The organism is Bradyrhizobium zhengyangense, assembly GCF_022012555.1.
In the GTDB taxonomy this organism is placed as follows: Bacteria; Pseudomonadota; Alphaproteobacteria; order Rhizobiales; family Xanthobacteraceae; genus Bradyrhizobium; species Bradyrhizobium zhengyangense.
Map to the genome: position 1 here is coordinate 176,082 of NZ_JAKLTZ010000004.1, position 24,136 is coordinate 200,217.

Annotated in this window: 26 protein-coding genes; 5 read left to right on the plus strand and 21 right to left on the minus strand. The window is 64.0% G+C overall.

The genetic code is table 11. The annotated features are described in order from the left end of the window. Nucleotides 1-177: 177 nt before the first annotated feature. From fliP to motA, 16 genes are all read right to left on the minus strand, one after another. A complete protein-coding gene (fliP, locus tag L6639_RS16350) occupies nucleotides 178-918 on the minus strand; it encodes a flagellar type III secretion system pore protein FliP (protein ID WP_237862738.1) in 741 nt (246 codons plus the stop codon). Beyond that, nucleotides 915-1,358: a flagellar basal body-associated FliL family protein gene (locus L6639_RS16355; RefSeq protein WP_237862740.1), complete on the minus strand. Its 444-nt coding sequence runs from the start codon at nucleotides 1,356-1,358 to the stop codon at nucleotides 915-917. Before L6639_RS16355 ends, fliP begins: the two co-directional genes overlap by 4 nt. Nucleotides 1,359-1,388: 30 nt before the next feature. Beyond that, nucleotides 1,389-2,084, minus strand: a complete 696-nt coding sequence (flgH, locus tag L6639_RS16360; RefSeq protein ID WP_237862742.1) for a flagellar basal body L-ring protein FlgH — start codon at nucleotides 2,082-2,084, stop codon at nucleotides 1,389-1,391. Beyond that, on the minus strand, nucleotides 2,085-2,846 hold the full coding sequence (locus L6639_RS16365) for a MotE family protein (protein ID WP_237862743.1): 762 nt from the start codon (nucleotides 2,844-2,846) through the stop codon (nucleotides 2,085-2,087). It abuts the gene before it with no gap. Between the two features lie 67 nt (nucleotides 2,847-2,913). After that, nucleotides 2,914-4,044 (minus strand): flagellar basal body P-ring protein FlgI, encoded by a 1,131-nt coding sequence (gene flgI / locus L6639_RS16370; RefSeq protein WP_237862748.1) that lies wholly within the window; start codon nucleotides 4,042-4,044, stop codon nucleotides 2,914-2,916. After that, nucleotides 4,041-4,517 (minus strand): flagellar basal body P-ring formation chaperone FlgA, encoded by a 477-nt coding sequence (gene flgA, locus L6639_RS16375; RefSeq protein WP_237862750.1) that lies wholly within the window; start codon nucleotides 4,515-4,517, stop codon nucleotides 4,041-4,043. The genes flgI and flgA overlap by 4 nt, the downstream gene beginning before the upstream one ends. 12 nt (nucleotides 4,518-4,529) lie before the next feature. After that, a complete protein-coding gene (flgG, locus tag L6639_RS16380) occupies nucleotides 4,530-5,321 on the minus strand; it encodes a flagellar basal-body rod protein FlgG (protein ID WP_237862752.1) in 792 nt (263 codons plus the stop codon). An 18-nt stretch (nucleotides 5,322-5,339) separates the two neighbouring features. After that, entirely contained in the window at nucleotides 5,340-5,669 is a 330-nt protein-coding gene (fliE, locus tag L6639_RS16385) for a flagellar hook-basal body complex protein FliE (RefSeq protein ID WP_237862753.1), read from the minus strand. 2 nt (nucleotides 5,670-5,671) lie between these two features. Next, entirely contained in the window at nucleotides 5,672-6,088 is a 417-nt protein-coding gene (gene flgC / locus L6639_RS16390; protein WP_237862754.1) for a flagellar basal body rod protein FlgC, read from the minus strand. 11 nt (nucleotides 6,089-6,099) lie between these two features. After that, a complete protein-coding gene (gene flgB / locus L6639_RS16395) occupies nucleotides 6,100-6,501 on the minus strand; it encodes a flagellar basal body rod protein FlgB (protein ID WP_237862755.1) in 402 nt (133 codons plus the stop codon). Nucleotides 6,502-6,565: 64 nt separating this feature from the next. Beyond that, nucleotides 6,566-7,651: a flagellar biosynthesis protein FlhB gene (flhB, locus tag L6639_RS16400; protein WP_237862756.1), complete on the minus strand. Its 1,086-nt coding sequence runs from the start codon at nucleotides 7,649-7,651 to the stop codon at nucleotides 6,566-6,568. A 13-nt stretch (nucleotides 7,652-7,664) separates the two neighbouring features. Then, the gene (locus L6639_RS16405; protein ID WP_128950035.1) at nucleotides 7,665-8,699 is read right to left on the minus strand and encodes a flagellar motor switch protein FliG; all 1,035 of its coding nucleotides are present in this window, start codon (nucleotides 8,697-8,699) and stop codon (nucleotides 7,665-7,667) included. A 2-nt stretch (nucleotides 8,700-8,701) separates the two neighbouring features. Then, entirely contained in the window at nucleotides 8,702-9,076 is a 375-nt protein-coding gene (gene fliN / locus L6639_RS16410) for a flagellar motor switch protein FliN (protein WP_237862757.1), read from the minus strand. A 75-nt stretch (nucleotides 9,077-9,151) separates the two neighbouring features. Next, nucleotides 9,152-9,466, minus strand: coding sequence for a hypothetical protein (locus L6639_RS16415; RefSeq protein ID WP_237862758.1), 315 nt, complete (start codon nucleotides 9,464-9,466; stop codon nucleotides 9,152-9,154). Continuing rightward, nucleotides 9,447-10,388 (minus strand): flagellar motor switch protein FliM, encoded by a 942-nt coding sequence (locus L6639_RS16420; RefSeq protein WP_237862759.1) that lies wholly within the window; start codon nucleotides 10,386-10,388, stop codon nucleotides 9,447-9,449. Before L6639_RS16420 ends, L6639_RS16415 begins: the two co-directional genes overlap by 20 nt. Further along, on the minus strand, nucleotides 10,385-11,281 hold the full coding sequence (gene motA, locus L6639_RS16425; protein WP_237862760.1) for a flagellar motor stator protein MotA: 897 nt from the start codon (nucleotides 11,279-11,281) through the stop codon (nucleotides 10,385-10,387). The genes L6639_RS16420 and motA overlap by 4 nt, the downstream gene beginning before the upstream one ends. 154 nt (nucleotides 11,282-11,435) lie before the next feature. Here motA and L6639_RS16430 point away from each other — a divergent pair, with 154 nt between their 5' ends. The 4 genes from L6639_RS16430 to L6639_RS16445 all read left to right on the plus strand — a co-directional run bounded on the left by L6639_RS16430 (nucleotide 11,436) and on the right by L6639_RS16445 (nucleotide 15,804). After that, complete coding sequence (locus L6639_RS16430; protein ID WP_237862761.1) at nucleotides 11,436-12,227, plus strand: DUF1217 domain-containing protein; 792 nt, start codon at nucleotides 11,436-11,438, stop codon at nucleotides 12,225-12,227. Between the two features lie 3 nt (nucleotides 12,228-12,230). Further along, nucleotides 12,231-12,959, plus strand: a complete 729-nt coding sequence (gene flgF, locus L6639_RS16435; protein WP_237862763.1) for a flagellar basal-body rod protein FlgF — start codon at nucleotides 12,231-12,233, stop codon at nucleotides 12,957-12,959. 39 nt (nucleotides 12,960-12,998) lie between these two features. After that, nucleotides 12,999-14,324, plus strand: a complete 1,326-nt coding sequence (fliI, locus tag L6639_RS16440) for a flagellar protein export ATPase FliI (RefSeq protein ID WP_237862765.1) — start codon at nucleotides 12,999-13,001, stop codon at nucleotides 14,322-14,324. Nucleotides 14,325-15,168: 844 nt separating this feature from the next. Further along, nucleotides 15,169-15,804, plus strand: a complete 636-nt coding sequence (locus tag L6639_RS16445) for a MarR family winged helix-turn-helix transcriptional regulator (protein ID WP_237862766.1) — start codon at nucleotides 15,169-15,171, stop codon at nucleotides 15,802-15,804. Between the two features lie 806 nt (nucleotides 15,805-16,610). Here L6639_RS16445 and L6639_RS16450 read toward each other — a convergent pair. Beyond that, nucleotides 16,611-17,675 (minus strand): ketopantoate reductase family protein, encoded by a 1,065-nt coding sequence (locus L6639_RS16450; RefSeq protein WP_237862767.1) that lies wholly within the window; start codon nucleotides 17,673-17,675, stop codon nucleotides 16,611-16,613. A gap of 358 nt (nucleotides 17,676-18,033) precedes the next feature. Between L6639_RS16450 and L6639_RS16455 the strand changes: the two genes are divergently transcribed. Further along, the gene (locus L6639_RS16455) at nucleotides 18,034-19,545 is read left to right on the plus strand and encodes a helicase HerA domain-containing protein (RefSeq protein WP_237862768.1); all 1,512 of its coding nucleotides are present in this window, start codon (nucleotides 18,034-18,036) and stop codon (nucleotides 19,543-19,545) included. Between the two features lie 5 nt (nucleotides 19,546-19,550). On the opposite strand, the gene L6639_RS16460 is transcribed toward L6639_RS16455, so the two are convergent. From L6639_RS16460 to L6639_RS16475, 4 genes are all read right to left on the minus strand, one after another. Further along, the gene (locus L6639_RS16460; RefSeq protein WP_377818816.1) at nucleotides 19,551-20,531 is read right to left on the minus strand and encodes a HoxN/HupN/NixA family nickel/cobalt transporter; all 981 of its coding nucleotides are present in this window, start codon (nucleotides 20,529-20,531) and stop codon (nucleotides 19,551-19,553) included. Between the two features lie 150 nt (nucleotides 20,532-20,681). Beyond that, nucleotides 20,682-21,422: an ABC transporter ATP-binding protein gene (locus L6639_RS16465; RefSeq protein WP_237862770.1), complete on the minus strand. Its 741-nt coding sequence runs from the start codon at nucleotides 21,420-21,422 to the stop codon at nucleotides 20,682-20,684. After that, nucleotides 21,419-22,267: an ABC transporter ATP-binding protein gene (locus tag L6639_RS16470; RefSeq protein ID WP_237862771.1), complete on the minus strand. Its 849-nt coding sequence runs from the start codon at nucleotides 22,265-22,267 to the stop codon at nucleotides 21,419-21,421. Before L6639_RS16470 ends, L6639_RS16465 begins: the two co-directional genes overlap by 4 nt. After that, the gene (locus tag L6639_RS16475; RefSeq protein ID WP_237862773.1) at nucleotides 22,267-24,090 is read right to left on the minus strand and encodes an ABC transporter permease; all 1,824 of its coding nucleotides are present in this window, start codon (nucleotides 24,088-24,090) and stop codon (nucleotides 22,267-22,269) included. Before L6639_RS16475 ends, L6639_RS16470 begins: the two co-directional genes overlap by 1 nt. Nucleotides 24,091-24,136: the final 46 nt, after the last annotated feature.

A 24,136-nucleotide genomic window follows, 5' to 3' on the forward strand; every position in this document is an offset into this window, starting at 1 on the left:
GAGGGGCGGCATCATGCCTTTGGACTGAATGTGGGTGGGGTCCAACCCGCCGTGCCGCATCGCTAACACGCCGAATCTTGCTTCCGAATTAAGGCCAGCTTGAATTCTTCAGCAAAATCATATGGTTAATATTACTCTTTACTAACCTTAACGATTCCGGTGGACCGATGACCGCTCTCAAGAGAACGACCGGACCAATCCCGAGGCAAGCAGATTCCACCCGTCGATCAGCACGAAAAACAGCACCTTGAACGGTAGCGCGAGGATCGACGGCGGCATCATCATCATGCCCATCGACATGGTCAGCGTCGCCACGATCATGTCGATGACGAGGAACGGCAGGATGATGAGGAAGCCGATCTCGAACGAACGCCGGAGCTCGGAGATCATGAAGGCCGGGATGATGACGCGCATATCGACGCGCTTGTCGTCGAACTTCTTGCGGAAGCTTTCCGCTGCGAGCGACTCGAACGTCTGCAGATCCTTGTCACGGACGTGTGCCAGCATGAACTCGCGGAACGGATCGCTGATCTTCAGATAGGCGTCCTCCTCCGAGATCTCGTTCTTCATCAGCGGCTGCACGCCGGTCTCCCAGGCACGATCGAACGTCGGCGCCATGACGTAAAAGGTCATGAACAGTGCGAGACTGATCAGCACGAGGTTCGGAGGCGTCGTCTGAAGGCCGAGCCCGGCGCGCAGGAACGACAGCGCCACAGCGAACCGCGTGAAGCTCGTCACCATGATGAGCAATCCCGGTGCGACGGACAGCACCGTCAGCAGCGCCATCAGCTGGATGATGCGGCCGCTGGTCGAGCCATTGCCCGGCGGCAACAGCGAGTTGAGATCCGGGATCTGGGCGAATGCCACTTCGGGCAGCACAACCAGCAACAACGCGAGCAGCAGGACTTTCAATTTCACTGGATCACCAACGTCTCAATGATCAATTCGCGGACCTTGCCGGACGAGCGGATGCTGGCGCGTTCGGACAGGTCATCGCGCAAATGCTGAAGTCCGCGCGTGCCTTCGAACTGCGTCACCGAAGCTGACCGCAGATAGGTGACGATGTCTTCGCTGATATGGGCAGCGAGGATGCCGGCATCCTCGTCACTCATGCTGTCGGTCACCATGGAGGCCTCGACCCGGGCCCAGTTGTTGGCCGGCGCCGCAAGATTGGTCACGATCGGCGACAGCTTTCTGAGCCGCGCGCTGCCTGAATAGCTCGACGCAATCGGAGGCGGGATGGCGCCTTTCTTTGCATCGGCGACGCGCTCGGCAGCAGCGAACAGATGCAGGCCCGCAAGCGCGCCGGCGCCAATCGCGACCAGGGTCAGCACGACGATGGCTGCGATCAGGCGCATGACGCCCCCTGCTTCCATGACGCGTGAGCCTCAGAACGGTGCCACGGCATCATAGATCCGGTGTCCCCATCCTGGTTGCTGCACGTCAGACAGATTTCCACGGCCGCCATAGGAGACGCGCGCCTCGGCGATCTTCTCGTAGGAGATCGTGTTGGTCCGCGAAATATCCCGTGGACGCACGATGCCGCCGACATTGAGCACGCGCATCTCCGTGTTGATGCCGAATTCCTGCGAGCCGCTGATCATCATATTTCCGTTTGGCAACACGTCGGTGACGACGGCCGCGATGGAAAGCTTGATGTCTTCGGAGCGGTCGATCTGACCGTTGCCTTTGATCTGCGTATTGGTGTTGAGGTTGGCGTTGGCTTGGCCCTTGTCCTGCCATCCCGCGACGTCCATCAGCCAGTTCAGCCCGAACTGGACCTGCGAATCGCGCGAGCGGCCGGTCTTGTTGTCGAGCTTGGCCTTGTCCTGCATCGAGATGATCACTGTCACGACGTCGCCGACGCGGCGCGCACGGGGATCGCGATAGAGATCGGTGCCGTCGTCCCACGTCGAGCGATAACTGACGGGCGTGCGCATGCGGGGCGTCACCGGAATAGGCTCGGCTGGCGTCCTCAATCCGCTGCCCACGGGCGACAGTTTCGGGCCGGTCAGGATCTCCGCGGGATCATGGGAGCACCCGGCAAGGAGCAACAGCGACAGGATGAGGAACGGCGTCTTCATTTACTTGGTCTTCCCGTCATCCACGCGACGCATTCCACCGAGCAGGTCAGCAAGATGCGCTGCGCGCCCGGTCTCCATCTCGTTGAAAATTGCGCTCGAGCTCCTCGGGCTCAGCTTTGCGAGAACCGCCGCGGCAGTCTCGTCCGCCATGCCGGCGATCTGGGTCGCGGCCGCGTCGGGCTTCATGCGCGAATAAATCTCGACGACGCTTGCTTCGGCCTTCTTCAGGAAGTCGTCGCGCAACTCCATCCACTTCTCGTACTCGACCCGCTTGGCCTCGACTTCCGCGATCCGCTCCCGCAGCAGGCTTTCGGCTTTCTCCAGCTCCTTCAGCTGCCAGGCGAGCCTGGCGTCGACGGCGGGATCGGCCACATTGCTACAGAATAGCGCCACTTCGTTGTCCGGAGGCGCGCCAGCCTGGGCGGGCGCTGGTTTCGGCGGCGCCGTGACACTGCCGGACTTCGCCGGACGCGTCGGCAGAGGTGCGGGAGCCGGTGCTGGAGGAGCCGCCTCCGGCACTGCGCCGGTGGTTGCAGGCCCTGCATCCTCAGCCGCCCAGGCCGTGGCCCGCGAATTATCGCCTGGAACAGACGTAGCCTGCGCATGCGCCTTCTGCGGTCCGGGCGCACGGGCGCGTGCAAACGAGAGCAGATTGAGCGGCTTTGACGGCTTCGGTTCGTCGAGCGCGAACGCAGGCAATGTGTTCGCGAGCACGAACACCGTCGCCAGAAGGAGTTGCGCTTTGTGATCCAGCTTCAGCATCGGCCCGCGTGCGATTCTCGGTCAGGACCTGAGCATTGAGCGACCAAGCTTGCACGACGCTTATGCATCATTGCACGATGACTTCAGCCTGCAGCGCGCCGGCCGTCTTGATAGCCTGGAGGATCGCGATGATGCCTGATGGTTTCAGTCCGATCTGGTTCAATCCGCGCACAAGACGCTGGAGATCGACACCGCTCAGGATCGCCACCTGCGATCCAGCCTCGTTGGCTTCGACCACGGTCTGGGGTACGACGACCGTCTGGCCTTGCGAGAACGGCGCCGGCTGGGACACGACGGGCAGTTCGGTGACACGAACCGTCAGGTTGCCGTGCGTGACGGCGACAGTCGATATCCGAACGTCGCGCCCGATAACCACCGTGCCGGTACGTTCATTGATCACAACCCGCGCCGGCGTGTCTGGCTCGACGGTGAGCTCTCCGATCTCGGCGAGAAAGCGAACGGGGCCGACATAGCGCGGCTTGGACAGCACGATCGTCCGATAGTCGCGCTCAAAGGCGATCTGGGCACGGTACCGTCCACCGGCATAGCGGTTGACGGCATCGAGGATCCGCGTCGCGGTGACGAAATCGGGGTTCTTCAGCTCGAGCACCAGGAACTCCATCTCGTGGAGACTGCCCTGTACCTCGCGCTCCACCAGAGCGCCATTCGGAATGCGGCCCGCGGTCGGCGTGCCCTGGCTGAGGTTTTGGGCCTGGCCTCCGACGCTGTAGCCGGCGACGGTGACCGCACCTTGCGCCACCGCGTAGACCGCACCATCGGCCGCGCGCAGCGACGTCATTACCAGCGTGCCGCCGAGCAGCGAGGTCGCATCGCCCAGCGACGACACCGTGACGTCCATCCGTTCGCCCGGGCCGATCGAAGGCAGCAGGTCCGCGGTCACCATCACGGCTGCGACATTGCGCGTACGCAGGGTCGTCGGCCGCGACTGATTAGTCGTGCTGCTCGTCTCGTTGCGGACATTGATGCCCATGTTCTCGAGCATCGACTGCAACGATTGTTCCGTGAACGGCGCGTTGCGCAGAGTGTCGCCGGTGCCGTTGAGGCCGATCACAAGGCCGTAGCCTACGATCTGGTTCTCACGCAGGCCCTTGATGTCCGCGATGTCCTTGATACGGACGGCAGCGTGGGCGCCGGCGGCGGAGAAGATCAGCAGGAGCGCGATCAGGACTCTGGTCATGTTCCGTCAGCAACCTTGACAGTGCCGTCCGGCTGGACGATGGCCCTGATGATCACGCCCGTGTCGGTGTTTCGCACGGTGATGAGCGAACCCGGCGCACCGGATTGCATCGCCGATCCGTACGTCACAATCGACAAGCCGGAGTCTTCGACAACCACCTTCACCATGGCGCCGCGGGCGATGGTCCAGGGATCCTCCACTGAATTCGTGGGGATCGGCTGGCCCGGCAACAGCGCCCGTCGTGCCATCCGGCCGACGAGGACCTGACGCCCTTCGACGAACATCGCGACACCGAGCGCGTTCTGATCAAAGTTGCGTTCGGTGATCATGTCCTCCCTGATCAGCTCGCCGGCGCGGATCGATACCGCCGGCACGGGAAGCCGCTTCTCGTCTGCGGCGGCACACCGCGTGAAGACGAGAACCAGCAGCGCGGCGGCCAACGCGCGCACGATCAGGCCTACCCTGTTCAACATGGACACACCGAACTAGCGACTGAGACCCTTCGATACCGTCTGGGCCATGTCATCCGACGCCTGGATGACCTTGGCATTCATCTCGTAGGCGCGCTGTGCCGAGATCAATTCGGTGATCTCCTTGACGGGATCGACGTTCGAGGCTTCGAGATATTGCTGGTTGATCTTGCCGTAACCGGCATCGCCGGGCAGGCCAACCACCGGCGCACCCGACGCTGTGGTCTCGCGATAAAGGTTGCTGCCGAGCGGCTCGAGGCCTGCCTCGTTGGCGAAATTGGCAAGGTTGAGCTGGCCGATCTGGCGCGGATTGACCTCCGTATCCAGCTTGGCGAACACCTGCCCGGTCTGATTGACCGTGACCTGCACCGTGCCCTGCGGCACCGTGATGTTGGGATCGAGCAGATAGCCGTCCATCGTCACCAGCTGGCCGGTGGCATTGGTGTTGAACGAACCTGCGCGGGTGTATTGCACCTCGTTGTTCGGGCCCAGCACCTGAAACCAGCCCCGGCCATTGATCGCGAGATCATACGGATTGCCGGTCTGCGTCAGCGCGCCCTGGATGTGCAGCTTGCGGATCGCCGCCGACTTGACGCCAAGACCGAGATTTGCGCCCTCCGGAATCGGCGACGAGCCGTTCACGTTTGCGACGCCTTGCATGCGGTCCATCTGGTAGAACAGATCGGTGAATTCCGCACGCGCGCGCTTGAACGACGTGGTGTTGATGTTGGCGATATTGTTCGCGATGACTTCGATGTTGGTCTGCTGGGCATTCATGCCCGTTGCCGCGATGGCGAGCGATTTCACTTAGGTCACTCCTTCAGATCAAATCGACATCCGAACGACTTCCTGGTAGGCCTGCACGACCTTGTCGCGAACCGCGACCGCCGTCTGCAAGGCCTGCTCGGCCGACATCAGCGCCTCGACGACCCTTCGCGTCGATTCCTTGCCTTGCATCGCCGAGATCGACGCTGCCTCGCCCGTCTTCAGCGTCCCGATCGCGTCCGTGGTCACCTGCTTCATCACGGAATCGAAGCCGACATCGTCGGCGGATTGAACCGCGGACGTTCCCGTAGGCGCGATGGTCCGCGTCTCGCTGGCGCGAGAGGCCGCCTGCCCTGCGGTGATCGCGGTGGATGAAATTGCTTCCAGCATTGTCAGCTCCTCAGCAGATCGATGGTCATGCCGAGCATCGATCTCACCTGCTTCACGACCTGGAGATTGGCCTCATAGGAGCGATTGACTTCGCGCATGTCCGCCATCTCGATCATCATGTTGACGTTGGGCATCTTGACGTAGCCGGCCTTGTCGGCAGCGGGATGACCCGGGTCGTACTCGACGCGATACGGCGTGGTGTCGACCCCGATTTCCTTGACTTTCGCCAGCTGTGTGCCGGAGGCCCGATCGAGCGCGGCATCGAAGGTGATGGTCTTGCGCTGATAGGGGTCGGCCCCCGCGCTGCGCCCGGTCGAGGTCGCATTGGCGAGGTTTTCTGAGACGACGCGCATGCGCGTCGATTGTGCCTCGAGCCCCGAGCTCGCGACGGTCAATGAAGCCGATAGAGGGTCAAGCATGTCGGTTCACCTCAGGTCTTCGCGCTGGTCAGGACCATGCGATTGAACGAGCGCACGATCGCCGAATTCATCGAATAGTCGCGATTGACGTCGCTACCCTTGATCATTTCCTGCTCCAGGCTCACGGAGTTTCCGGAGTGGACGACGTCCCAGCTGTCCTTCTTGGCGGTGGCCCGCGTGTCGGTTTCGGCGGGGGACAGCTGCATGTGGGCGGGCGAGGTCGTGGCCAGCCTTACCGGCACCGCATCGAGCACCTTGTTGAACGGTTCGACATCGCGCGCCTTGAAGCCCGGCGTATTGGCATTGGCAACGTTGGTGGCAATGGTCGACTGACGAAGCTCGAGCCAGCGTGCCTGCGACGATGCGAGTTCGAAGAGAAACAGTGGTCCCACGACGGCCCCATTTTGGTTCATTGGAAAGAACCCTAGAGCGTTAAGCTTTCGTCAAGCTGTTGCGCGGAGCACCATCCCAGGGATTCTACTGAACCTTCGCGGGCCGCGGCGCCTGCTTCGATTGCAGGAAATAGATGATCTCGGCGACGGGGCGGAAGAATTCGGCCGGGATCACCTGATCGACCTGCACCGCTTCGTAGAGCGCGCGGGCGAGCGCCTTGTTCTCGATCACCGGGATCTTGCTTTGCTCGGCGACCTCGCGAATCTTCAGCGCGATCACGTCTATGCCCTTGGCCACCACGAGCGGCGCCGGGTTTTCGTCGCGGTTATAGCGCAACGCGATCGCGAAATGCGTTGGGTTCGCGATCACCAGCGTCGCGCGCGGCACGGAGGCGATCATGCGTTGGCGCGAGCGGTCGCGCGCGAGCGAACGCAGGCGCGCCTTGATCAGCGGATCGCCTTCGGCCTGCTTGTGCTCGTCCTTGATCTCCTGCCTGGTCATGCGCAGCTGGCGCCGCCAGTGGAAGCGCGCCCAGGCGAGATCGATTGCGACCAGTACGATCGTCGCGATGCAGATCGCCGACACGATCCGCATCGCGATGGTGAGGATCATCTCGGGCAACGCGACCGGATCGGTGTACATCGCCTCGAACGCCCTCGCCTCCGACGAGCGCAATACGAAGCAGACGACCGATGTCACCGAGACGAGCTTGAACATCGACTTGGCGAACTCCACGAGACCCTGAGTTCCGAAGATTCGGCTCCAGCCGCTCGCCGGCGAAATCCGGGAGAAGTCGGGCTGAATGCGCTCCAGCACGAGGCGCGGCGCATTCTGCAGCAGCGACGCTGCGAGCCCGAACACTGCCAGGATCACGACCGGTGGCACCAGGAAGCGCAGGGCCTCGAGGCCGACCACGGTGAGCAGGTTCTGTGCGTCCGCACCGGTGCTGAGAGGGAAGCCATCGGGCTCGTCGAGAAAGCTCTTCAAGGTCGGGGTCAGCTGCTGTACGCCCTGGCCGATCAGGAAAGACATAATCACCATCAGCGCCGCGATGGACGCGAACAGGGATGCCTCCCGAGAGACCGGAATCTTGCCCTGTTCGAGCGCATCGCGGACTTTCTTCTCGGTCGGCTCTTCTGTCTTGCTCTCCTGGTCGGATGTCTCTGCCATGCCCGTTCAGCGGTCAGCGGAAGACCAGCTCGTCCTCCTGATCGGGGTTGAGCTCGATTTCACCCTTCTCGGCGAGGTCGAGCGCGAGATCGGTGATCACGCGGCGCGCCTCCAGCACGTCGCGCTGGTTCGACGGCTCGCCGATGGCGAGCTCGGACTCGACGACGCGGCGAACGCGCGAAGCGACCGCCGACAGGATCAACTCGCGGAAATGCTTGTCGGTGCCCTTCAGCGCCACGACGATGCGATCGGTCGGCACCTGGTCGAAGATCATGGTGCGCGCCTTCGGCGCCAGATTGATGACGTCGTCGAAGGTGAACAGCAGCTCCTTCAGCACTTCGGCCGATTTCGGCCGCTTCTCCGACAGGCTCTTCAGCATGTCTTCGATATGACCGCGCTCCATCTTGTTGATGATGTCGGCGACGCGGGCGTAGGTATCCGCGCCGAGGTTGCGGGCGAAGTTGAGCGTCAGGTCTTCGTGCAGAGTCTTCTCGAGGACCTTCATCGCATCGTCGACGATCGGCTTGAGGCTGAGCACCCGCCGCATCAATTCGTTGCGCAGGCTCGACGGCAGCTGGCTCATCACCTTGGCGGCGCAGGACGGTTTGACCTTGGACAGGATCAGCGCCGCGGTCTGCGGATGCTCCTTCGATAGGTAGGTCGCCAGCGAGTTTTCCGACACCGACGAGACACGGTCCCACACCGATCGGCTCGAATTGCCGAGCAGGTCCGACATGATTGCCGTGACCTGGTCGGCCGGAAGCACGTCGCCGAGCACGGCTTCGAGGCCGCCGAGGGTGCCGAGAATGTTGGCGCCCATCGAGAATTGCTGGGCGAACTCCTCAACGATCGACTCGAGCTCCTGGGCCGTGATCGGCCGCAGCTCGGCCGCGGCCTTGGTGACGATGCGAATGTCCTGCGGCTCGAACTGCGCGAGCACGCTGGCGGCCGCTTGGCGGCCCATGGCCAGCAGCAGCGCCGCGACCTTTTCCGTTCCGCCCAGCGTGGCAACGCCGCGCTGCTTGATGGGAGCGACCGGTGCCGCCATGGTCAGGAATCACCCTGCCCCAGCGGTCCGACAATCTCGGTCAGCGAGACGCCGAAGCGGGAATTGTCTTCCTCGACGACGACCACTTCGCCGCGGGCAACGACGCGGCCGTTGACCACGACGTCGACGGGCTCGCCGACGCGGTGATCCAACGGGACGACGGCGCCACGGCCGAGCTTCATCAGATTCGCCACCGGGATGGTGGCCGATCCCAGCACCACCTGCATGGTGACGGGAATGCGCATGATGGCATCCACATTGGCGAACTTGCCGGTCTCCTCGGCGGTGCGGGCGGCAATCTCCGCCAGCCGCTCGAGTGGAGAGGTCTCGGCATCGTCGGATGCGGTTGCGGATTCGTAGTCGAAGGATTGCGCCATCTGGTATCGCCTCTTGGTAGTTCCGCTCCCGGAGCGTCGCAACGCTCCGATCTAACTCTTCGGCCGCTTCGGGCCCTAATGCTTGTTGGCCTCAGGACCATTCGCGGTCACGGCGCCCTGCAGCCCAGTGCGTGCATCGAGTGCCGCGATCGCCTCGTGGGCTTGATCGATCTTCGCGCTCAACACATTGGCAAGCCGGCCCAGATTTGCGGTGGAATCGTGCGCCGCGGTAATCACGGTGTCGAAGGCGCCGGCGGTCTCGTGAACGATGGTCGAGAATTCGCCCTGATAGCTGCGCAGCTTCGCGAGCTCGCGGTGCATCCGGGTCACCCGCATGCTGGTGAAGGCCAGCGCGATCAGCAGCACCGCATCAACGAGATAGGATATCATCGACGAACTCCCGCTTCTGATCGACGGGATCTGCCACCTGCATGGCGTAGTAGCCATCGAGCTGGCCGATCTGGCACCAGAACAGCACCTGGTTGTTGCTCTCGAGCCGCGCCAGCGTGCGCGGCGTGGCCTCGAGCTCCAGGATCTGCCCCACCTTGAATTTGACGACGTCCTCGAGGGCGATCATCTTCTCGTCGAGCACAGCGCTCAGCGTCACCTCGGTGCGGTGAACTTCGCTCTCCATCTGCTCGCGCCAGCGCGGATCGGCTGCGCCGCCCTCGCTGACGACGACGTGGGCAAGCTTTTGCCTGAGCGGGTTGAGCGCGGAGTGCGGTATGATGAGGAACATCTGGCCGCCGCGATAGAGCGCCTGCAGCATGATGTTCGCGCAGATCGACATGTTGCCGCTGCGCCCGATCGCCAGCGACGCCATCGCCGTCTCGACCCGCTCGACGCGGAAGGTGACGTTGGAGGTGCCGGCGAAAGCGGCTTGCAGCGCCTTTGCGAACCGATCGAACAGCGCCTGGACCAGGCGGATCTCGATGTTCGAGAAAGTGCGTTCGACATCGAGCGGGGGCTCGGCGCCATCGGAGCCGAACATCGCCTCGACCATCGTGAACACGAAGTCACGGTCGAGCATGATAATGACGCGCGAATCCCACTGCTCGGCATAGAGCACGGCGGCGACCGCATTGCCTTCGTAGTCCTTGATAATGTCGCCGACGCGGTCGTTGGTGATGCCGTTGACCGAGAAGTAGCAGGGCGTGCCGGCCATCGGCTGCAGGCTGTCCGTGCACGATGCCGCCATGCGATCGAAGATCACATTGAGCATCGGCATGCGTTCGATCGAGATGCCGGCCGCGTCCAGCAGGTAGTTCGGCAACTGCTTGCGCTGATCGACCTCGACGTCTTCCATCCTCATGCGCGTGCAGCCTTGGGTTCAGCGTCGGTCACGACGGCCTTGGGACCCGCGATCGTCTCGTTCTCGACGACATCGATCGACGGCCGCTCGGAGCTCGCGATCATCTTGCGGCCGTGCTCGACGGCGATCTGCGGCATGGCGCCGTTCATGAACGCCAGCAGGGTCTGCTTGACGATGATGTAGGGCCGGCACTTCTTCTCGCGCGTCATCTTGATCTTCAGCGCGAAGGGCGAAATGATGCCGTAGGACAGGAAGATGCCGGCGAAGGTGCCGACCAGCGCCGCGCCGATGAAGCCGCCGAGCAGCTTTGGCGACTGGTCCAGCGCGCCCATGGCTTTGATGACGCCGAGCACCGCCGCGACGATGCCGAGCGCCGGCAGCGCCTCCGACACCACCACCAGCGCATGATAGGGCGTCAGCTTGCTCTTCACGATGGTGTGGATCTCCTCGTCCATCAGCGCCTCGATCTCATGGGTACGGGCATTGCCCATGATGATGAGGCGCACATAGTCGCAGATGAACTGGAGCAGAGACGAGTCGCCGAGCACGCTCGGGAACGCCTTGAAGATCTCGGAGGACGAGGGATCGTCGATATGTGCCTCGACCTCGTTACGGCCCTTGCCGCGCAGCTCGCGCATCAAGGCATGAAGCGCGCCGAGCAGGTCAAGATAATAGCGCTGGCCGGGCACCGCGCCGGTGACGGCCTGCATGCAGGCGACCCCGGTATCCACCACCGTCTTCCACGGATTGGCCACGATGAAGGTGCCGACCGCAGTGCCCATGATGATCACGAACTCCCACGGCTGCATCAGCACGGCCAGGTGCCCGCCCATGGCGGCAAATCCGCCAAGCAGTGCTGCCACCGTGATGACAATCCCCACGAAACTGCCCAACGCGCCGCTCCATCGCCGATCCCATCGGGAATATCTAGTTGGCGACGCTTGCGCGAAGCTGGCTTGCACACCCCTTCCGGCCTCGCCAGCCCCGCGCAAGCAATTCGCGGCAGCTTGAGACGATGTCGCAGCAGCGACCAGAGGGGCGCGTGCCATGCTATCCACGATCGCGGATTACACCAGGCTGACAACCGACATGAGCAAGTCGCTGACGCAGGTTGAGCAGCAACCGGACGTCAGCCGCGATACCGCCTACTATCTTGCCAATATCGGCAAGGTGAAGAGCATCGACGATTTCCTGAACAACTATAAGCTCTACTCCTATGCAATGAAGGCTTTCGGCCTGGACGACATGATTTACGCCAAGGCGTTAATGCGGAAAGTGCTGACCGAGGGCGTCGCGACATCGAACACCTTCGCCAACAAGCTGAGCGACAGCCGCTACCGGGAGTTCGCCGCCGCCTTCAACTTCGCGGCGCTCGGCGCCAATGCGACCCAGAGCACCGCGGCCACATCAGGCACGACCAGCCAGTATGCCACCCAGACACTGGAGCAGGACGCCGGCGACCAGAATGAGGGCCTGCGGCTGGCGCTCTATTTCACGCGCAAGGCCGCCTCGATCACGAGCCCCTACCAGATCCTCGCCGACAAGGCCCTGACCCAGGTGGTGCAGACCGCGGAGGGCTGGTCGTCGATGATCAGCTCGTCCGATATCGACATGCAGGCCAAGATGATCACGGACAAGATCAACCTTGCCGATTTCAAGGACCCGACCAAGGTGACCAAATTCGTGCAGCGCTTCGCGGCGATGTGGGATGCGACCCAGGCCCAGAGTGATAGCTCGACCAACCCCGCGCTGGTGCTGATCACCGGCGCCTCGACGTCGTCGGCAAGTCTCGACACCGATATGCTCACGACACTTCAGAACATCAAGTTCAGCAGGTAAGTCATGCAATCGGCTCTCTACGTCGGATTGTCGGCCCAGGTCGCGCTCGAGAAGCGCCTCCAGACGATCGCCAACAACGTCGCCAACGTCAACACGTCGGGCTTTCGCACCGACGTCGTGAAATTCGAGACGGTGCTGTCCAAGGCCGGCGCCAACCCGGTCGCGTTCTCCTCGCCCGGCGACAACATCATCTCGCGCGAGCAAGGCAACATCACGGAGACCGGCAACCCGCTCGACGTCGCCGTGGTCGGACAGGGCTGGATCGCCTTCGCCGGCCCCAACGGCACGGTCTATACCCGCGACGGCCGCCTCCAGATCGCCGCCAATGGCGACCTTCAGACGGTGTCGGGTTTCCCCGTCATCGATTCCGGCGGCGCGCAGCTCACGCTCGATCCCAACGGTGGACCGGTCTCGATCTCGCGCAGCGGCGCGATCACCCAGGACAACAACGAGATCGGCACCATCGGCCTGTTCAATATTCCCGCCGATGCCAATCTCGATCGCTACGGCAATTCCGGCGTCACGCCCGACCGGCCCGCGACTGCCATCGCCGATTTCAGCCGCGATGGCTTTAAGCAAGGCTATGTCGAGGGCTCCAGCGCCAATCCGATGATGGAATTGACCAAGCTGATGTCGGCCTCCCGCGCCTTCGACAGCACCAACTCGCTGATCGACGGCACCGAGAGCGCGCTCCGCAACGCAATCCAGACGCTGGGCGATCCTAGCAAGTAGACGTGCGCGTCGCGCGTAATTTTGGGGTGGACTGTTTCCTTGAACGCTCTTCGGCAACTTGAGTGGGCGATGCTCGAGCTCGAGCAGAGCACGCCATTGGCAAGCATCAGCGGCGCGATCTCCGAGATCGCGCCGACGCATTTTCGTGTCTCCGGCCTGTCGCGCTCGGTCAAGCTCGGCGAGCTGATCGGCGTCAATACCGGGGCCAAGCCCCAGATCGGCGAGGTGGTGCGGATCGACAGCGACGGCATCGTGGCCAAGCCGTTCGACCGGCATTTCGCCGGCGGGCTCGGCGCGGTCGCCTACCGCATGCCGCCGCTGTCGTTCGCGCCGGGTCCGAGCTGGAAGGGCCGCGTTATCAACGCGCTCGGCGTGCCACTGGACGGAATAGGGCCGCTCACGCCAGGGTCGAGGGCCGTTTCGGCCGAGGCGGAGGCGCCGCCGGCCATGAAGCGGGCGCGCGTGCACAAGCCGCTGCGCACCGGCGTCCGCGTCATCGACCTGTTTGCGCCGATCTGCGCCGGCCAGCGCGTCGGCATCTTTGCCGGCTCGGGCGTCGGCAAATCGACGTTGCTTGCCATGCTCGCCCGCAGCCAGGGCTTTGACACCGTCGTGCTGGCGCTCGTCGGCGAGCGCGGCCGCGAGGTGCGCGAATTCATCGAGGACGTGCTCGGCAACGACCGCAACCGCGCCGTGACCATCGTATCGACGGGCGATGAAAGCCCGATGATGCGACGGCTGGCGCCAAAGACGGCGATGGCAGTGGCCGAATATTTCCGTGACCGCGGCGAATCGGTGCTTCTCATCGTCGATTCGATCACCCGCTTCGCCCATGCCGCCCGCGAGGTCGCGCTGGCGGCCGGCGAGCCGGCGGTGGCCCGCGGCTACGCCCCGACGGTCTTCACCGACCTGCCGCGGCTCTTGGAGCGCGCCGGACCCGGCGAGGAAGGATCCGGGACCATTACCGGCATCTACTCCGTGCTGGTCGATGGCGATGATCACAACGAACCGATCGCCGACACCATCCGCAGCACGCTGGACGGGCACATCGTGCTCTCCAGGCACATCGCCGACCAGGCGCGATATCCGGCGGTGGACGTGCTGGCCTCGGTTTCGCGCCTTGCTCACAACGTATGGGACCCTGAGGAGCGCGAATTGGTGAGCAAATTGCGCTCCCTGATCGCCAAATACGAGGACACTCGCGACCTTCGCCTGATGGGCGGGTACCAGTCGGGACGCGATTCGGGGCTCGACCAGGCTGTCGACATGGTGCCGCGAATCTACAACGCCATGCGCCAAGACGCCTCGGCGCCGGCGAGCGCGGATCCGTTCCGCGAGCTCAGGGACATGCTCAAGGGCGACTAGCGGCACGGCTTGCCGGCCGCGCGCGGCGCGTGCCCTCGCTTCCTGCCTGCGACCCGCGCATCGTGGCACAAACTGCATAGGCGCTCGTTCGCCGGCGATGTCAGTCGCGCGAATCTCAGCCGTTAGGATGAGACGATCAGCATGGTCGCGGAAGACGACACCCGGATGATGCTCCAGGCATAATCCCGCGACAACCGCCGCGTGCATTCCCTGCAAATTCCCCTGACGCTGCGTTGGCGATTTCCGAAGCAGATCGCAGAAGTTGTGGATGACTTTCGTGTTGCGCGTCGCCTGTCCTGCACAAGCTTCGATCAACTGCATCAACGACAGACAGCAATATGCGTGCAATCCGGCACGCGTAGAACTACGTGATCTGGCTTGTTTCACTGCGTATTGCGTTCAACTTCATGTGTCCCGGAGAGCGAGATTGTCTTGAACATTACATTGGTCTGCAACGACATTCGTTCTCGAGTACTCTCTCTACTTGATTTTGTTGAGAAGCTCATTCATCGTTTCGATGGAACATAAGAAACGTCTGCGTGTGACTTGAACTCAGGGGCTTCGGTTGAGCAATTCCGATCCATCGTCCAGAAGTGACGGCAACTCGGGCTTGCGTACGACGACCTTGCGGTTGGCATGGCATCGGCGGCACCGTTTCTTGCGCAGCATCCTGCGACGCTCATCAGTCCGGGGCGAAAGCCTCGCCATCCAGGCCTTTGTGTTGGGCATGAGGCACTCATCGGACGCGGCTGAGCATCCGGCTTTGCGCAAGATATTCGTGCTCCATGGTGGAAAGCGGCTTCGGGGCGCCGCACACGCGATTCCCGGGGCAAGGTAGGAATTTATGCCGTTGGCACGCGAAGCAGTCGAGCTGCTGGTTCAGGCGGCCAGAGCCTGGTACTTCGAAGGTAATCAACACGGATTGCGCGATCGGGAGTGGATGGCGCTGCGCTTTCTCGGCCGCGCCAATCGCTTCTCGCGCACGCCGTCCGCGCTTGCCGGGTTCATTGGCGCGACCAGAGCAACCGCGTCGCAGATCGTGAAGACGCTGGAGAGCAAATCCTTCCTGGTGCGAAAGCCGTCGCAGGAAGACAAGCGCTCTGTCGTTCTGCACGTCACGCCGCAGGGCGAGAAATGCCTGAACCAGCATGACCCGATCAATCACGTGTTGAATGCGGTCAATTCGCTCGGCACCGAGGAATGCGTAAGGCTCCGCGACTCGCTCCGCGAGGTTCTCAATCATCTCGATGCGGCCCATCAGCGGCTCGACGCCAGCATCTGCCGCGATTGCATGTTCCTGGCCGAGCGCAGCCCCGGCACGGGCAAGGGCCGCACCACCGCCGAGTTCATGTGCCGGCTGTATCGTGCGCCGGTCTCGCTCGAGGAGACCGAGCTGCTGTGCACCAGCTTCGAGCGCACCCGCGACCGCCCCAAGATCGAAGATCATTTCGATCGCGCGCGCGTGGCAAGCCAGGGGTGAGGCTGTAGTGCGGGAGGGTGGGCAAAGGCGCAAAGCCGTGCCCACCATATGCTTGTAGTAGGCACGCTTCCGCTTTGCCCGTCCTACGATATCGTCGCCTGCGGCAAGCAGCTCCAATCACGGACACACTTTCGCAGCCTCGCGGCGCGTTTGCCCGAGCTTTGCTTGATCTCTCCACCCTCTCAATCGAGAGGGCGCAGGGAAGACCGGGTGCCGGCGCGGTCTGCTGCGCGAAAAATGTAGCGCAAGAAGACCGCACAACAGCATACAGGTGAAGCCCAACACACGGCCTTCCCTGCGCGATGGTTTGACGGCTTATGCCGTGCTCTCCCGGGAGCCGAATTCCTTCTGGCCTCCCTCGCCTCGCGAATTAGCGATGTGGTTGATCCGGTTGGACGCTCCACACCTCCGCGACAGGCTTGACCGTAGCGACGACGGCCGAGACCACACGGTTTTGCCGTACGCGCGCTCGCCAGCGCCACAGAGGCTTTCGGCAGTGTGCACACGCGCCGCAAAGCATGTTGGCACGACGAACTGACAGCGCCGCTCGTCCACACGCGGCTTCGGGCTCACAGGGACTACCCACCCTGCCCGCGCCATCTCGTGCCGACGCTGCCGCATCCACCGCAAGCCCGGCTCGCGCAGCGTGACGACGTACGATCGCCCCTCAAGGTGAACCGGGATGGGCGACACATACGCCATTTCCGAATTTCGGTAAAACGAAATATTTTCACCGACGCGGATTGACAGCCCTTGCGGGTGTTTTGCCGTTGGGGCGCCCGCCCCCGGATGATCGAGGCGCGCCGTTACTGCGCGCCCGATCCGCCCTGCACGATCTTCTCGTTCAGCTTCTGGTCGACGGTATCGACCGTGCGGTCGATCTCGGCATTCGGCGCACCGAGCTGGTGCGAGATCAGCTTCACCAGCAGGTCGACGCGCTCGATGAAGGGCGCGCCGCTCGCGACCGCCCGCGCCGCCGATGACGGCTTCAGCAGGCTTTCGGCGGCCTTGGCGTATTTCGCAAACGGCACCTGGTCCGCGGGATCGGCGCCGAGGCGGCGGGCGATGGCATCGACATGGTCATAGATCGTCTGCGAGCGCTTGAGGTCACCGTGCACGGCGTCGCGGATCGACTGCGGTTCGTTCGGCGTGATGCAGCGGTAGTTGCCGGTGAGCAGCATCGACCATTTGGCCAGCGGCACGAACAGGGAATCAAACACCTTCAGCTTGACCGGCACGTCCTTGCCGTCGAGCGTCACCGCGTCGATGTCGGCCTCGAGTTCGCGCAGCACCTTGTTGTGCTTCTCGTCGGCAAAGACCGAGGCCTTGAAGTTGGTGGGCAAGCCGACATGCAGCACGTTCGCGGCTTCCTCCGGCGGACGGAAAGCCTGCGGATCGGGCGAGCACAGCGTCACCAGCTCCGGCTCGAACCGCTCCCACACCTGCGCATTGGTGTAGGCTTCCTCGAGATCCATGTCTGACAGCGCCGGGATACGCTTGAGATAAGGTAGCGGCGGCATGTTCATGATCGACAGGCACGGCAACTTCGCCGCGGCGATCTTGACCATGAGCATGCGAACCGTGTGGTTGGTGTATTGCGGCTCCTGCATTGCAAGGCCGACGAGATCATAGCGGGAGACGTCCACATTCTGCGGCGTCACGGCGTCGAGCTTGCCGGGCAGGTCGCGCGAGAAAATGGCGCGGTGGACCGCCTCGTCGCGCAGCTTGATGCGCACCTCGGTGCCGTCGCGGTTGATCAGCTCCGCGGTCTTGGCGCGGCAGACCAGGGTCACGTTATGCCCGGCCATCAAGAGCTTGGTGCCCAGCAGGGAACCGTAGGAAGCTCCCAGAATCAGAACGTTGCGCGCCATGATCGTCCCCTCGAAAATGTGTGTGATTTTTGAGCCCCGGCCGTTGTCCGCGGGTGCGTTGCAGCATCTAAGGCAAACTGGGCGGGGATGGCAACTGGGATAATGCATACAAGGAGCGCCCGATATTCCGCTGTGCGGATAGCGCCGGCAGGCCGATTCACTTCACCAAATGCGATTTACCCGAAATATGGATGCATCGCTGATCCCGCCGTCATCCCAACCCGCACTTCTACGGCTTTCAAATCCCAACAGAAATTCCGCCGTGGGCAACGCGACGTGTTCCCTCGTGTTTCGCTCGACGCATCCCGCTTCGATTGATAAGCCGCTGTCCGCGAATGACGGGGCTTGAGTCGGGGACATGACGGTTGCGATCGAGATGGGTCTGACCACGGCGGGAGCCGGGGCGGCCATGGACCTCGAAGAATTGCTGGCGACCCGTCTCCTGGTGCAGGGCAATTCCGGCTCCGGCAAGTCGCATCTGCTCAGGCGCCTTTTGGAGCAGAGCGCGCCCTGGGTGCAGCAGGCCATCATCGATCCCGAGGGCGATTTCGTCACGCTGGCCGAACGCTTCGGCCACCTCGTGATCGACGCCGAGGATCACACCGAGCGCGGCCTGCAGGTGGCGGGCGAGCGCGCCCGGCTGCATCGCGTGTCCACCGTGCTCAATCTCGAGGGGTTGGACGCCGAGAACCAGATGCGGCGCGCGGCTGCGTTCCTTGGCGGCATGTTCGACGTCGAGCGCGACCATTGGTACCCGATGCTTGTGGTGGTCGACGAGGCGCAGCTGTTCGCGCCGGCGGTCGCCGGCGAGGTGTCGGACGAAGCGCGAAAATTGTCGCTGGGCGCCATGACCAATCTGATGTGCCGCGGCCGTAAGCGCGGCCTTGCCGGCATCATTGCGACGCAACGTCTGGCCAAGCTCGCCAAGAATGTCGCGGCCGAGGCATCGAACTTCTTGATGGGCCGCACCTTCCTCGACATCGACATGGCGCGCGCCGCCGATCTGCTCGGCATGGAGCGGCGGCAGGCCGAAGCCTTTCGCGATCTCGAACGCGGGCAGTTCATGGCGCTGGGACCGGCGCTGTCGCGCCGCCCCTTGCGCCTGAATATCGGCCCAACCGAAACATCCCCGCGCAATTCGACGCCGCGGCTGATGCCGATGCCGGAGGCAACGCTGGAAGATGCGCGCGCCGTGATCCTGGCTGCGCCGCCGCCGGACGCCAGCCGGCCGCAGCGCCGGCCTGCGCCTGATCTGCTCGAGCAGCTTCGTGCGGCCAAGGCGGCAGCGCCTGAAATCAGCACTGAAGAGGTCGAGGAGCCGGTCAGTGCCGCAGAGCTCGCCGAACGGCGCGAGCGCGTGGACCGGACGTTGCGCGCGGTGCTGGCCGCGCCCGATGCCGGCTTCCGCGCCATCGGCGTGCTCTATCAGGAGTTCGTGGTCCGCTGCCGCATCGAAGGCCTCGGCGCGTCCGTGCCTGACCTTACCGAATTCCGCCGCATGCTGACGCATGCGCGCGCGGGCCTCGGCACGGACATTGCCGGAGACGATTCCTGGCGGGAGGTGACGCTGCGCGCCTCGGTCCTGCCCGACGACATGCAGGGCGTGTTCATGATGCTCGCGCGCGCGGCCAAGGAAGGCTGGCCCTGCCCCGGCGACATCGCCATCGCCCGCGCCTATGGCTCGCATTCGCTGCGCCGGGCCCAGCGCCTGCTTGGCTATATGGAGGAGCAGGGCCTGATCGTCGTTCAGCTCGACGGCGGCGGCCGCCGAATCGTCACACTGGTGGAATTGGCCTGGGCGACCGCACCTGGCGATCCCAACGGCGACGATCAGCCGGCCGAGCAAATGCCGAGCGCGGCGTCGGCCTGACGCCGTCACGCCGCCGCGAACATACGGCGATAAAGTAGGCTCGAGACGAGCCAGGCGATCACGAACAGCGCGATCACCGCGAAACCGACATTGGCGAGCGACTCGTTCAGGCTATCGACCAACGCCCACACGCCACCATTAAGTCCAAGCCGGTCGCCGATCAGGCCAAGCGCCTCGATGCCGCCGATCAACAGCGCGACCGCGACGGACGCGCCAGTGATCGTGAGGTTGTACCAGAGCTTGCGCATGGGATCTACGAAGGCCCAGCGATAGGCGCTGACCATCAGCGCGGAGTCGGCGGTATCGACCAGCGCCATGCCTGACGCGAACAGTGCGGGGAAGACCAGGATGTCGGCGAGCGAGGCACCACGTGCCGCTTCGGTGGCGGAGATGCTGAGCAGCCCGACCTCGGTCGCGGTGTCGAAGCCGAGGCCGAACAGCAATCCGAGCGGAAACATGTGCCATGGCTTCGTCACCAGGCGGAACATCGGGCCGAGCAGGCGCGCGAGAAAGCCGCGATGCGCGAGCAGCGCCTCGAGCCCGGCGGCGTCATGAACGCCCTGCTCGCGCGCGGCGCGAAAGGTTCGCCACAGGCCGGCGAAGATGACAAGGTTGATCGCGGCGATCGCCAGCAGGAACAGCGCCGACACCGAGGTGCCGATCAGGCTGCCGATATCCTTCAACAGGCTGCCACCGCCAAGGCTGACGACGCCGAGCGCGAGCAGCATGGTCGCGATCACGACCACAGTGGAGTGACCGAGCGCGAAATAGAGACCGACGCTGCGCGGCGCATCGCCCGCCTGCATCAGCTTGCGCACGACATTGTCGATGGCGGCGATGTGGTCGGCATCGACGGCGTGGCGCAGGCCGAACACCCAGGCGAGCAGCGCAGTCGCCATCACCGCCGGCAGCTCGCCGAACGCCGCGAAAGCCCAGGCCCATACGGCGACATTGGCGGCGACGAGGCCGCCGAACAGCAGCACCATTCCGGGCTCAGCCGCCCGCACAGACCATCTCGTCACGTCACGCATTCCGCCGCGCGCCCCATTGCGTCAACGGTATGATCTTTTCAGATAATTGTCACACTGACCAGCGCAAAACCCGAACCGCCGAGGCGGCATTCGCGCATAGCCGCCTTACGCGGCTTCGCTGCCGCCGAGATAGGCGTCGCGCACGCGAGGGTCATCCTTCAGCGTGCGCGCCGGGCCCGAGAGCACGATCTTGCCGGTCTGGAGCACATAAGCCTCATGCGCGATTTCGAGCGCAAGGCTGGCGTTCTGCTCGACCATGAAGATCGAGACGCCGTCCTGGTTGATGGTGCGGATCAGCTCGAGCACGCGGTCGACATAGAGCGGCGACAGGCCCATGGTCGGCTCGTCCATCACGATCAGGCGCGGACGGCTCATCAGCGCGCGCGCCATCGCCACCATCTGCTGCTCGCCGCCTGACAGCGAGCCCGCGCGCTGCGACAGCCGCTGGCCAAGCTTCGGGAACAGCGTCAGCATCTTGTCGAGATCCTGCGCCACGGCGTCGCGGTCGCTGCGCACGAAGGCGCCCATCAGGATGTTCTCGCGGACGCTCATGTCGGCGAACAGCCGCCGCGCCTCGGGCACCGAGGCAATGCCACGGCGGACGATCTGCGGCGTGGTGAGGCTGATCAGCGAGGCACCGTCGAACGTCACCTCGCCCGAGCGTGGCTTCACCAGGCCAAGAATGATCTTCATCGTCGTCGACTTGCCGCTGGCGTTGCCGCCGAGCAGGCAGACGATGTGGCCGCGGCCCACGGTGATGGACAGGTCGAAATGCACCTGGGCCTGGCCATAGAACGTGTTGACATCAGTCAACGCCAGCAGTGGTTCGGGTGCGCCCGTGGTCATGCCGCACTCTCCTGCTCCGCTGTTCCTGACAGCCCGTGGCCGAGATAGGCCTCGATCACCTTGGGATCGCCACGCACCTGCTCGCCCGGCCCTTCCGCGATCTTCTTACCCTCGTCCATGACGATGACGCGATCGGAGAGCTGCATCACCATCTCGAGCTTGTGCTCGATCAGGAGAATGGTCAGCCCTTCTGCTTTCAATTCGGCGACGAGCGCCTGCATCTCCGCGGTCTCGCTCGGGTTCATGCCGGCGGTCGGCTCGTCGAGCAGCAAGAGACGCGGCTTCAGCGCGAGTGCGCGCGCGATCTCGACGCGGCGGCGGTTGGCATAGGACAGGCTGTAGGCCGGCTGGTCGATCCGCGGCAGCAGCCGCTCACCGAAGCGGGCGAGAATGGCTTTGACGTCTTCGCGCAGCCGCTCTTCCTCGGCCTTGACGCTTGAAGGACGCAGCAACGCCAGGCCCAGCTCCAGCAGCGGGCCGATCACAGGCACGGCCGGCTTCACGGCACGCAAGCGTGTGTGCGCGCCGATCAGGACGTTGTCCATGACACTGAGATTGCCGAAGACGCGGCCGAGCTGGAACGTGCGCGCGATGCCCTGCGCGGCGAGCCGCTCCGGCGAAAGGCCCGTGATGTCCTGCCCTTCGAAGCTGACTGTGCCCCCATCCGGCCGATCGAGCCCGGTGACCAGATTGAACAGCGTGGTCTTGCCGGCGCCGTTCGGGCCGATGATGCTGACGAGCCCGCCCTTGGCGAGATCGAGATCGATGCCGTCGACGGCGGTGAGGCCGCCGAAGCGGCGCGTCAGCCCGCGCAGGGACAACAGCGGTGCGAGCGCCTCCGCCATCAGATCGTCCCCAACAGGCCTTGCGGCCTGAATCGCACGAGCAGGAGCAGCACGATGCCGTAGATCAGAATGCGGTACTCCGCCGCGATCCGGAACATTTCGGGCAGGCCGACCAGCGCCACTGCGCCGAGAATCGCGCCGACGACGTTGCCGAGGCCGCCGAGGATCACGACCGTCAGCGCCAGGATCGATTGCTGCGTGTTGAAGGTCTCGTGATTGATGTAGGAATAGAGATGCGCGGCGATGCCGCCACTGACGCCCGCTGCGAAGCCACCGAAGATGAAGGCGAGCGACTTGTAACGGTTGAGGCTAAGGCCATAGGCGCGCGCGGCGATGTCGTCATCGCGGATGGCACGAAAGCAGCGGCCGAGATGCGAGCCCAGCAGGCGCGCCTGAAGCAGCGCGAGCACGACCATCACGGCGAAGGCGAACCAATATACCGAGGCCGGGCTGATCAGGTCGTAGCCGAACAGCGAGAGCGGCGGGATGCCGGAAATGCCGATCGGCCCGCGCGTGACGCTTTCCCAGTTCAGGATCACCAGCGACACGATCTCGCCGATGGCGAGCGTCGCGATCGAGACGTAATGCCCGCGCAGGCGAAAGGATGGCGAGATCAGGATCGTGCCGAGTGCGGCGCTCATCAGGCCGCCGGCCATGATGGCGAGGCCAACAGGCACGTTCAATGTCAGCGACAGCAGCGCGGACGTATAGGCACCGATCGCGAGCAGCGCGGCGTGTCCGAGCGAGACCTGGCCGATCGTGCCGGCCACCAGCGTCAGGCTGAGCGCGAGCATACCGAGCAGCCAGGCGTTGATCAGCGTCTGGAGGATGTAGAACGACACCGGCAGCAGCGGCAGGATCGCCAATGCGACGATTGCGACAGCCAGGGCCCAGCGCGGAATACGCACTGGCCGGCTCGGCGCGATAAAGGTGCCAGTGAGTGGCTCCGGCGGCGCCTGCCGGGCGCTGGCAAACAGGCCGTTCGGCCGCAGCACCAGCACGACCACCAACAGCAGGAAGGCGAACAGATTGCGATAGCTGGTGCCGAACACGGCGACGCCGTAGCTCTCGACAAGGCCAAGCAGCATGCTGCCGATCACGGCGCCGGGCACATTGCCGGCACCGCCGACCACCTCAGCCACGACGCCCTTCAGCGTCGCCTGCAGGCTCATCGCGGTGTCGATCTGGTTGTAATACATGCCGACCAAGAGGCCAGAGACACCACCGAGCGCCGCTGCGATCCCGAACACCGTCTGGTTGACGCGGTTGACATCGACGCCCATCTGCATCGCGGCGTCGCGGTCCTGCGAGGCGGCGCGCACCGCCCAGCCAAGCTTGGTATAGCGCAGGAACACGAACAGCAGCAGCGCGCTGGAGATCCCGACGCCGGCGATCAGCAGATCCAGCGGCCCGATGGTTCCGCCGCCAACCTGAAATCGCACATCCGGCAACTGGCTCGGCAGCGCGCGCGGATTGGGCGAGAAGGTCAGCATGACCAGCTGATCGAGCACGAAGCTGATGCCGATGGTCGCCAGCAGCGGCGCGATGCGCACCGAGTTCTGAAGGGGCCGAAGGCCGAACCGCTCGATGATCAGCCCGACGACCGCGGCCACCACCGCGACGACAATGATCGTGAGCGGCAGCGGCGTGTGCAGCTGCACCACCGCGACCCAGCCGATATAGGCGCCGACGAGGTAGATCGAGCCCTGCGCGAAGTTGATCAGCCGGCTGACGCCGAAGATCAGCGCGAGCCCGACCGCAACCAGGGCGTAGACGTTACCGACGATCAGCCCGTTGATGGTGTAGTCGAGCCAGGAAGACACGCAGGGTTCCTAATGAAGGGAGAAAGGCCGGAGCAGGAGCTCCGGC

Coding starts and splice junctions, on each gene's coding strand:
- L6639_RS16355 (WP_237862740.1), bottom strand. CDS start 1,358: ATGCGCCTGATCGCAGCCATCGTCGTGCTGACCCTGGTCGCGATTGGC.
- flgH (WP_237862742.1), bottom strand. CDS start 2,084: ATGAAGACGCCGTTCCTCATCCTGTCGCTGTTGCTCCTTGCCGGGTGC.
- L6639_RS16365 (WP_237862743.1), bottom strand. CDS start 2,846: ATGCTGAAGCTGGATCACAAAGCGCAACTCCTTCTGGCGACGGTGTTC.
- flgI (WP_237862748.1), bottom strand. CDS start 4,044: ATGACCAGAGTCCTGATCGCGCTCCTGCTGATCTTCTCCGCCGCCGGC.
- flgA (WP_237862750.1), bottom strand. CDS start 4,517: ATGTTGAACAGGGTAGGCCTGATCGTGCGCGCGTTGGCCGCCGCGCTG.
- fliE (WP_237862753.1), bottom strand. CDS start 5,669: ATGCTGGAAGCAATTTCATCCACCGCGATCACCGCAGGGCAGGCGGCC.
- flgC (WP_237862754.1), bottom strand. CDS start 6,088: ATGCTTGACCCTCTATCGGCTTCATTGACCGTCGCGAGCTCGGGGCTC.
- flgB (WP_237862755.1), bottom strand. CDS start 6,501: ATGAACCAAAATGGGGCCGTCGTGGGACCACTGTTTCTCTTCGAACTC.
- flhB (WP_237862756.1), bottom strand. CDS start 7,651: ATGGCAGAGACATCCGACCAGGAGAGCAAGACAGAAGAGCCGACCGAG.
- L6639_RS16405 (WP_128950035.1), bottom strand. CDS start 8,699: ATGGCGGCACCGGTCGCTCCCATCAAGCAGCGCGGCGTTGCCACGCTG.
- fliN (WP_237862757.1), bottom strand. CDS start 9,076: ATGGCGCAATCCTTCGACTACGAATCCGCAACCGCATCCGACGATGCC.
- L6639_RS16415 (WP_237862758.1), bottom strand. CDS start 9,466: ATGATATCCTATCTCGTTGATGCGGTGCTGCTGATCGCGCTGGCCTTC.
- L6639_RS16420 (WP_237862759.1), bottom strand. CDS start 10,388: ATGAGGATGGAAGACGTCGAGGTCGATCAGCGCAAGCAGTTGCCGAAC.
- L6639_RS16430 (WP_237862761.1), top strand. CDS start 11,436: ATGCTATCCACGATCGCGGATTACACCAGGCTGACAACCGACATGAGC.
- flgF (WP_237862763.1), top strand. CDS start 12,231: ATGCAATCGGCTCTCTACGTCGGATTGTCGGCCCAGGTCGCGCTCGAG.
- L6639_RS16445 (WP_237862766.1), top strand. CDS start 15,169: ATGCCGTTGGCACGCGAAGCAGTCGAGCTGCTGGTTCAGGCGGCCAGA.
- L6639_RS16450 (WP_237862767.1), bottom strand. CDS start 17,675: ATGGCGCGCAACGTTCTGATTCTGGGAGCTTCCTACGGTTCCCTGCTG.
- L6639_RS16455 (WP_237862768.1), top strand. CDS start 18,034: ATGACGGTTGCGATCGAGATGGGTCTGACCACGGCGGGAGCCGGGGCG.
- L6639_RS16460 (WP_377818816.1), bottom strand. CDS start 20,531: ATGGTGCTGCTGTTCGGCGGCCTCGTCGCCGCCAATGTCGCCGTATGG.
- L6639_RS16465 (WP_237862770.1), bottom strand. CDS start 21,422: ATGACCACGGGCGCACCCGAACCACTGCTGGCGTTGACTGATGTCAAC.
- L6639_RS16470 (WP_237862771.1), bottom strand. CDS start 22,267: ATGGCGGAGGCGCTCGCACCGCTGTTGTCCCTGCGCGGGCTGACGCGC.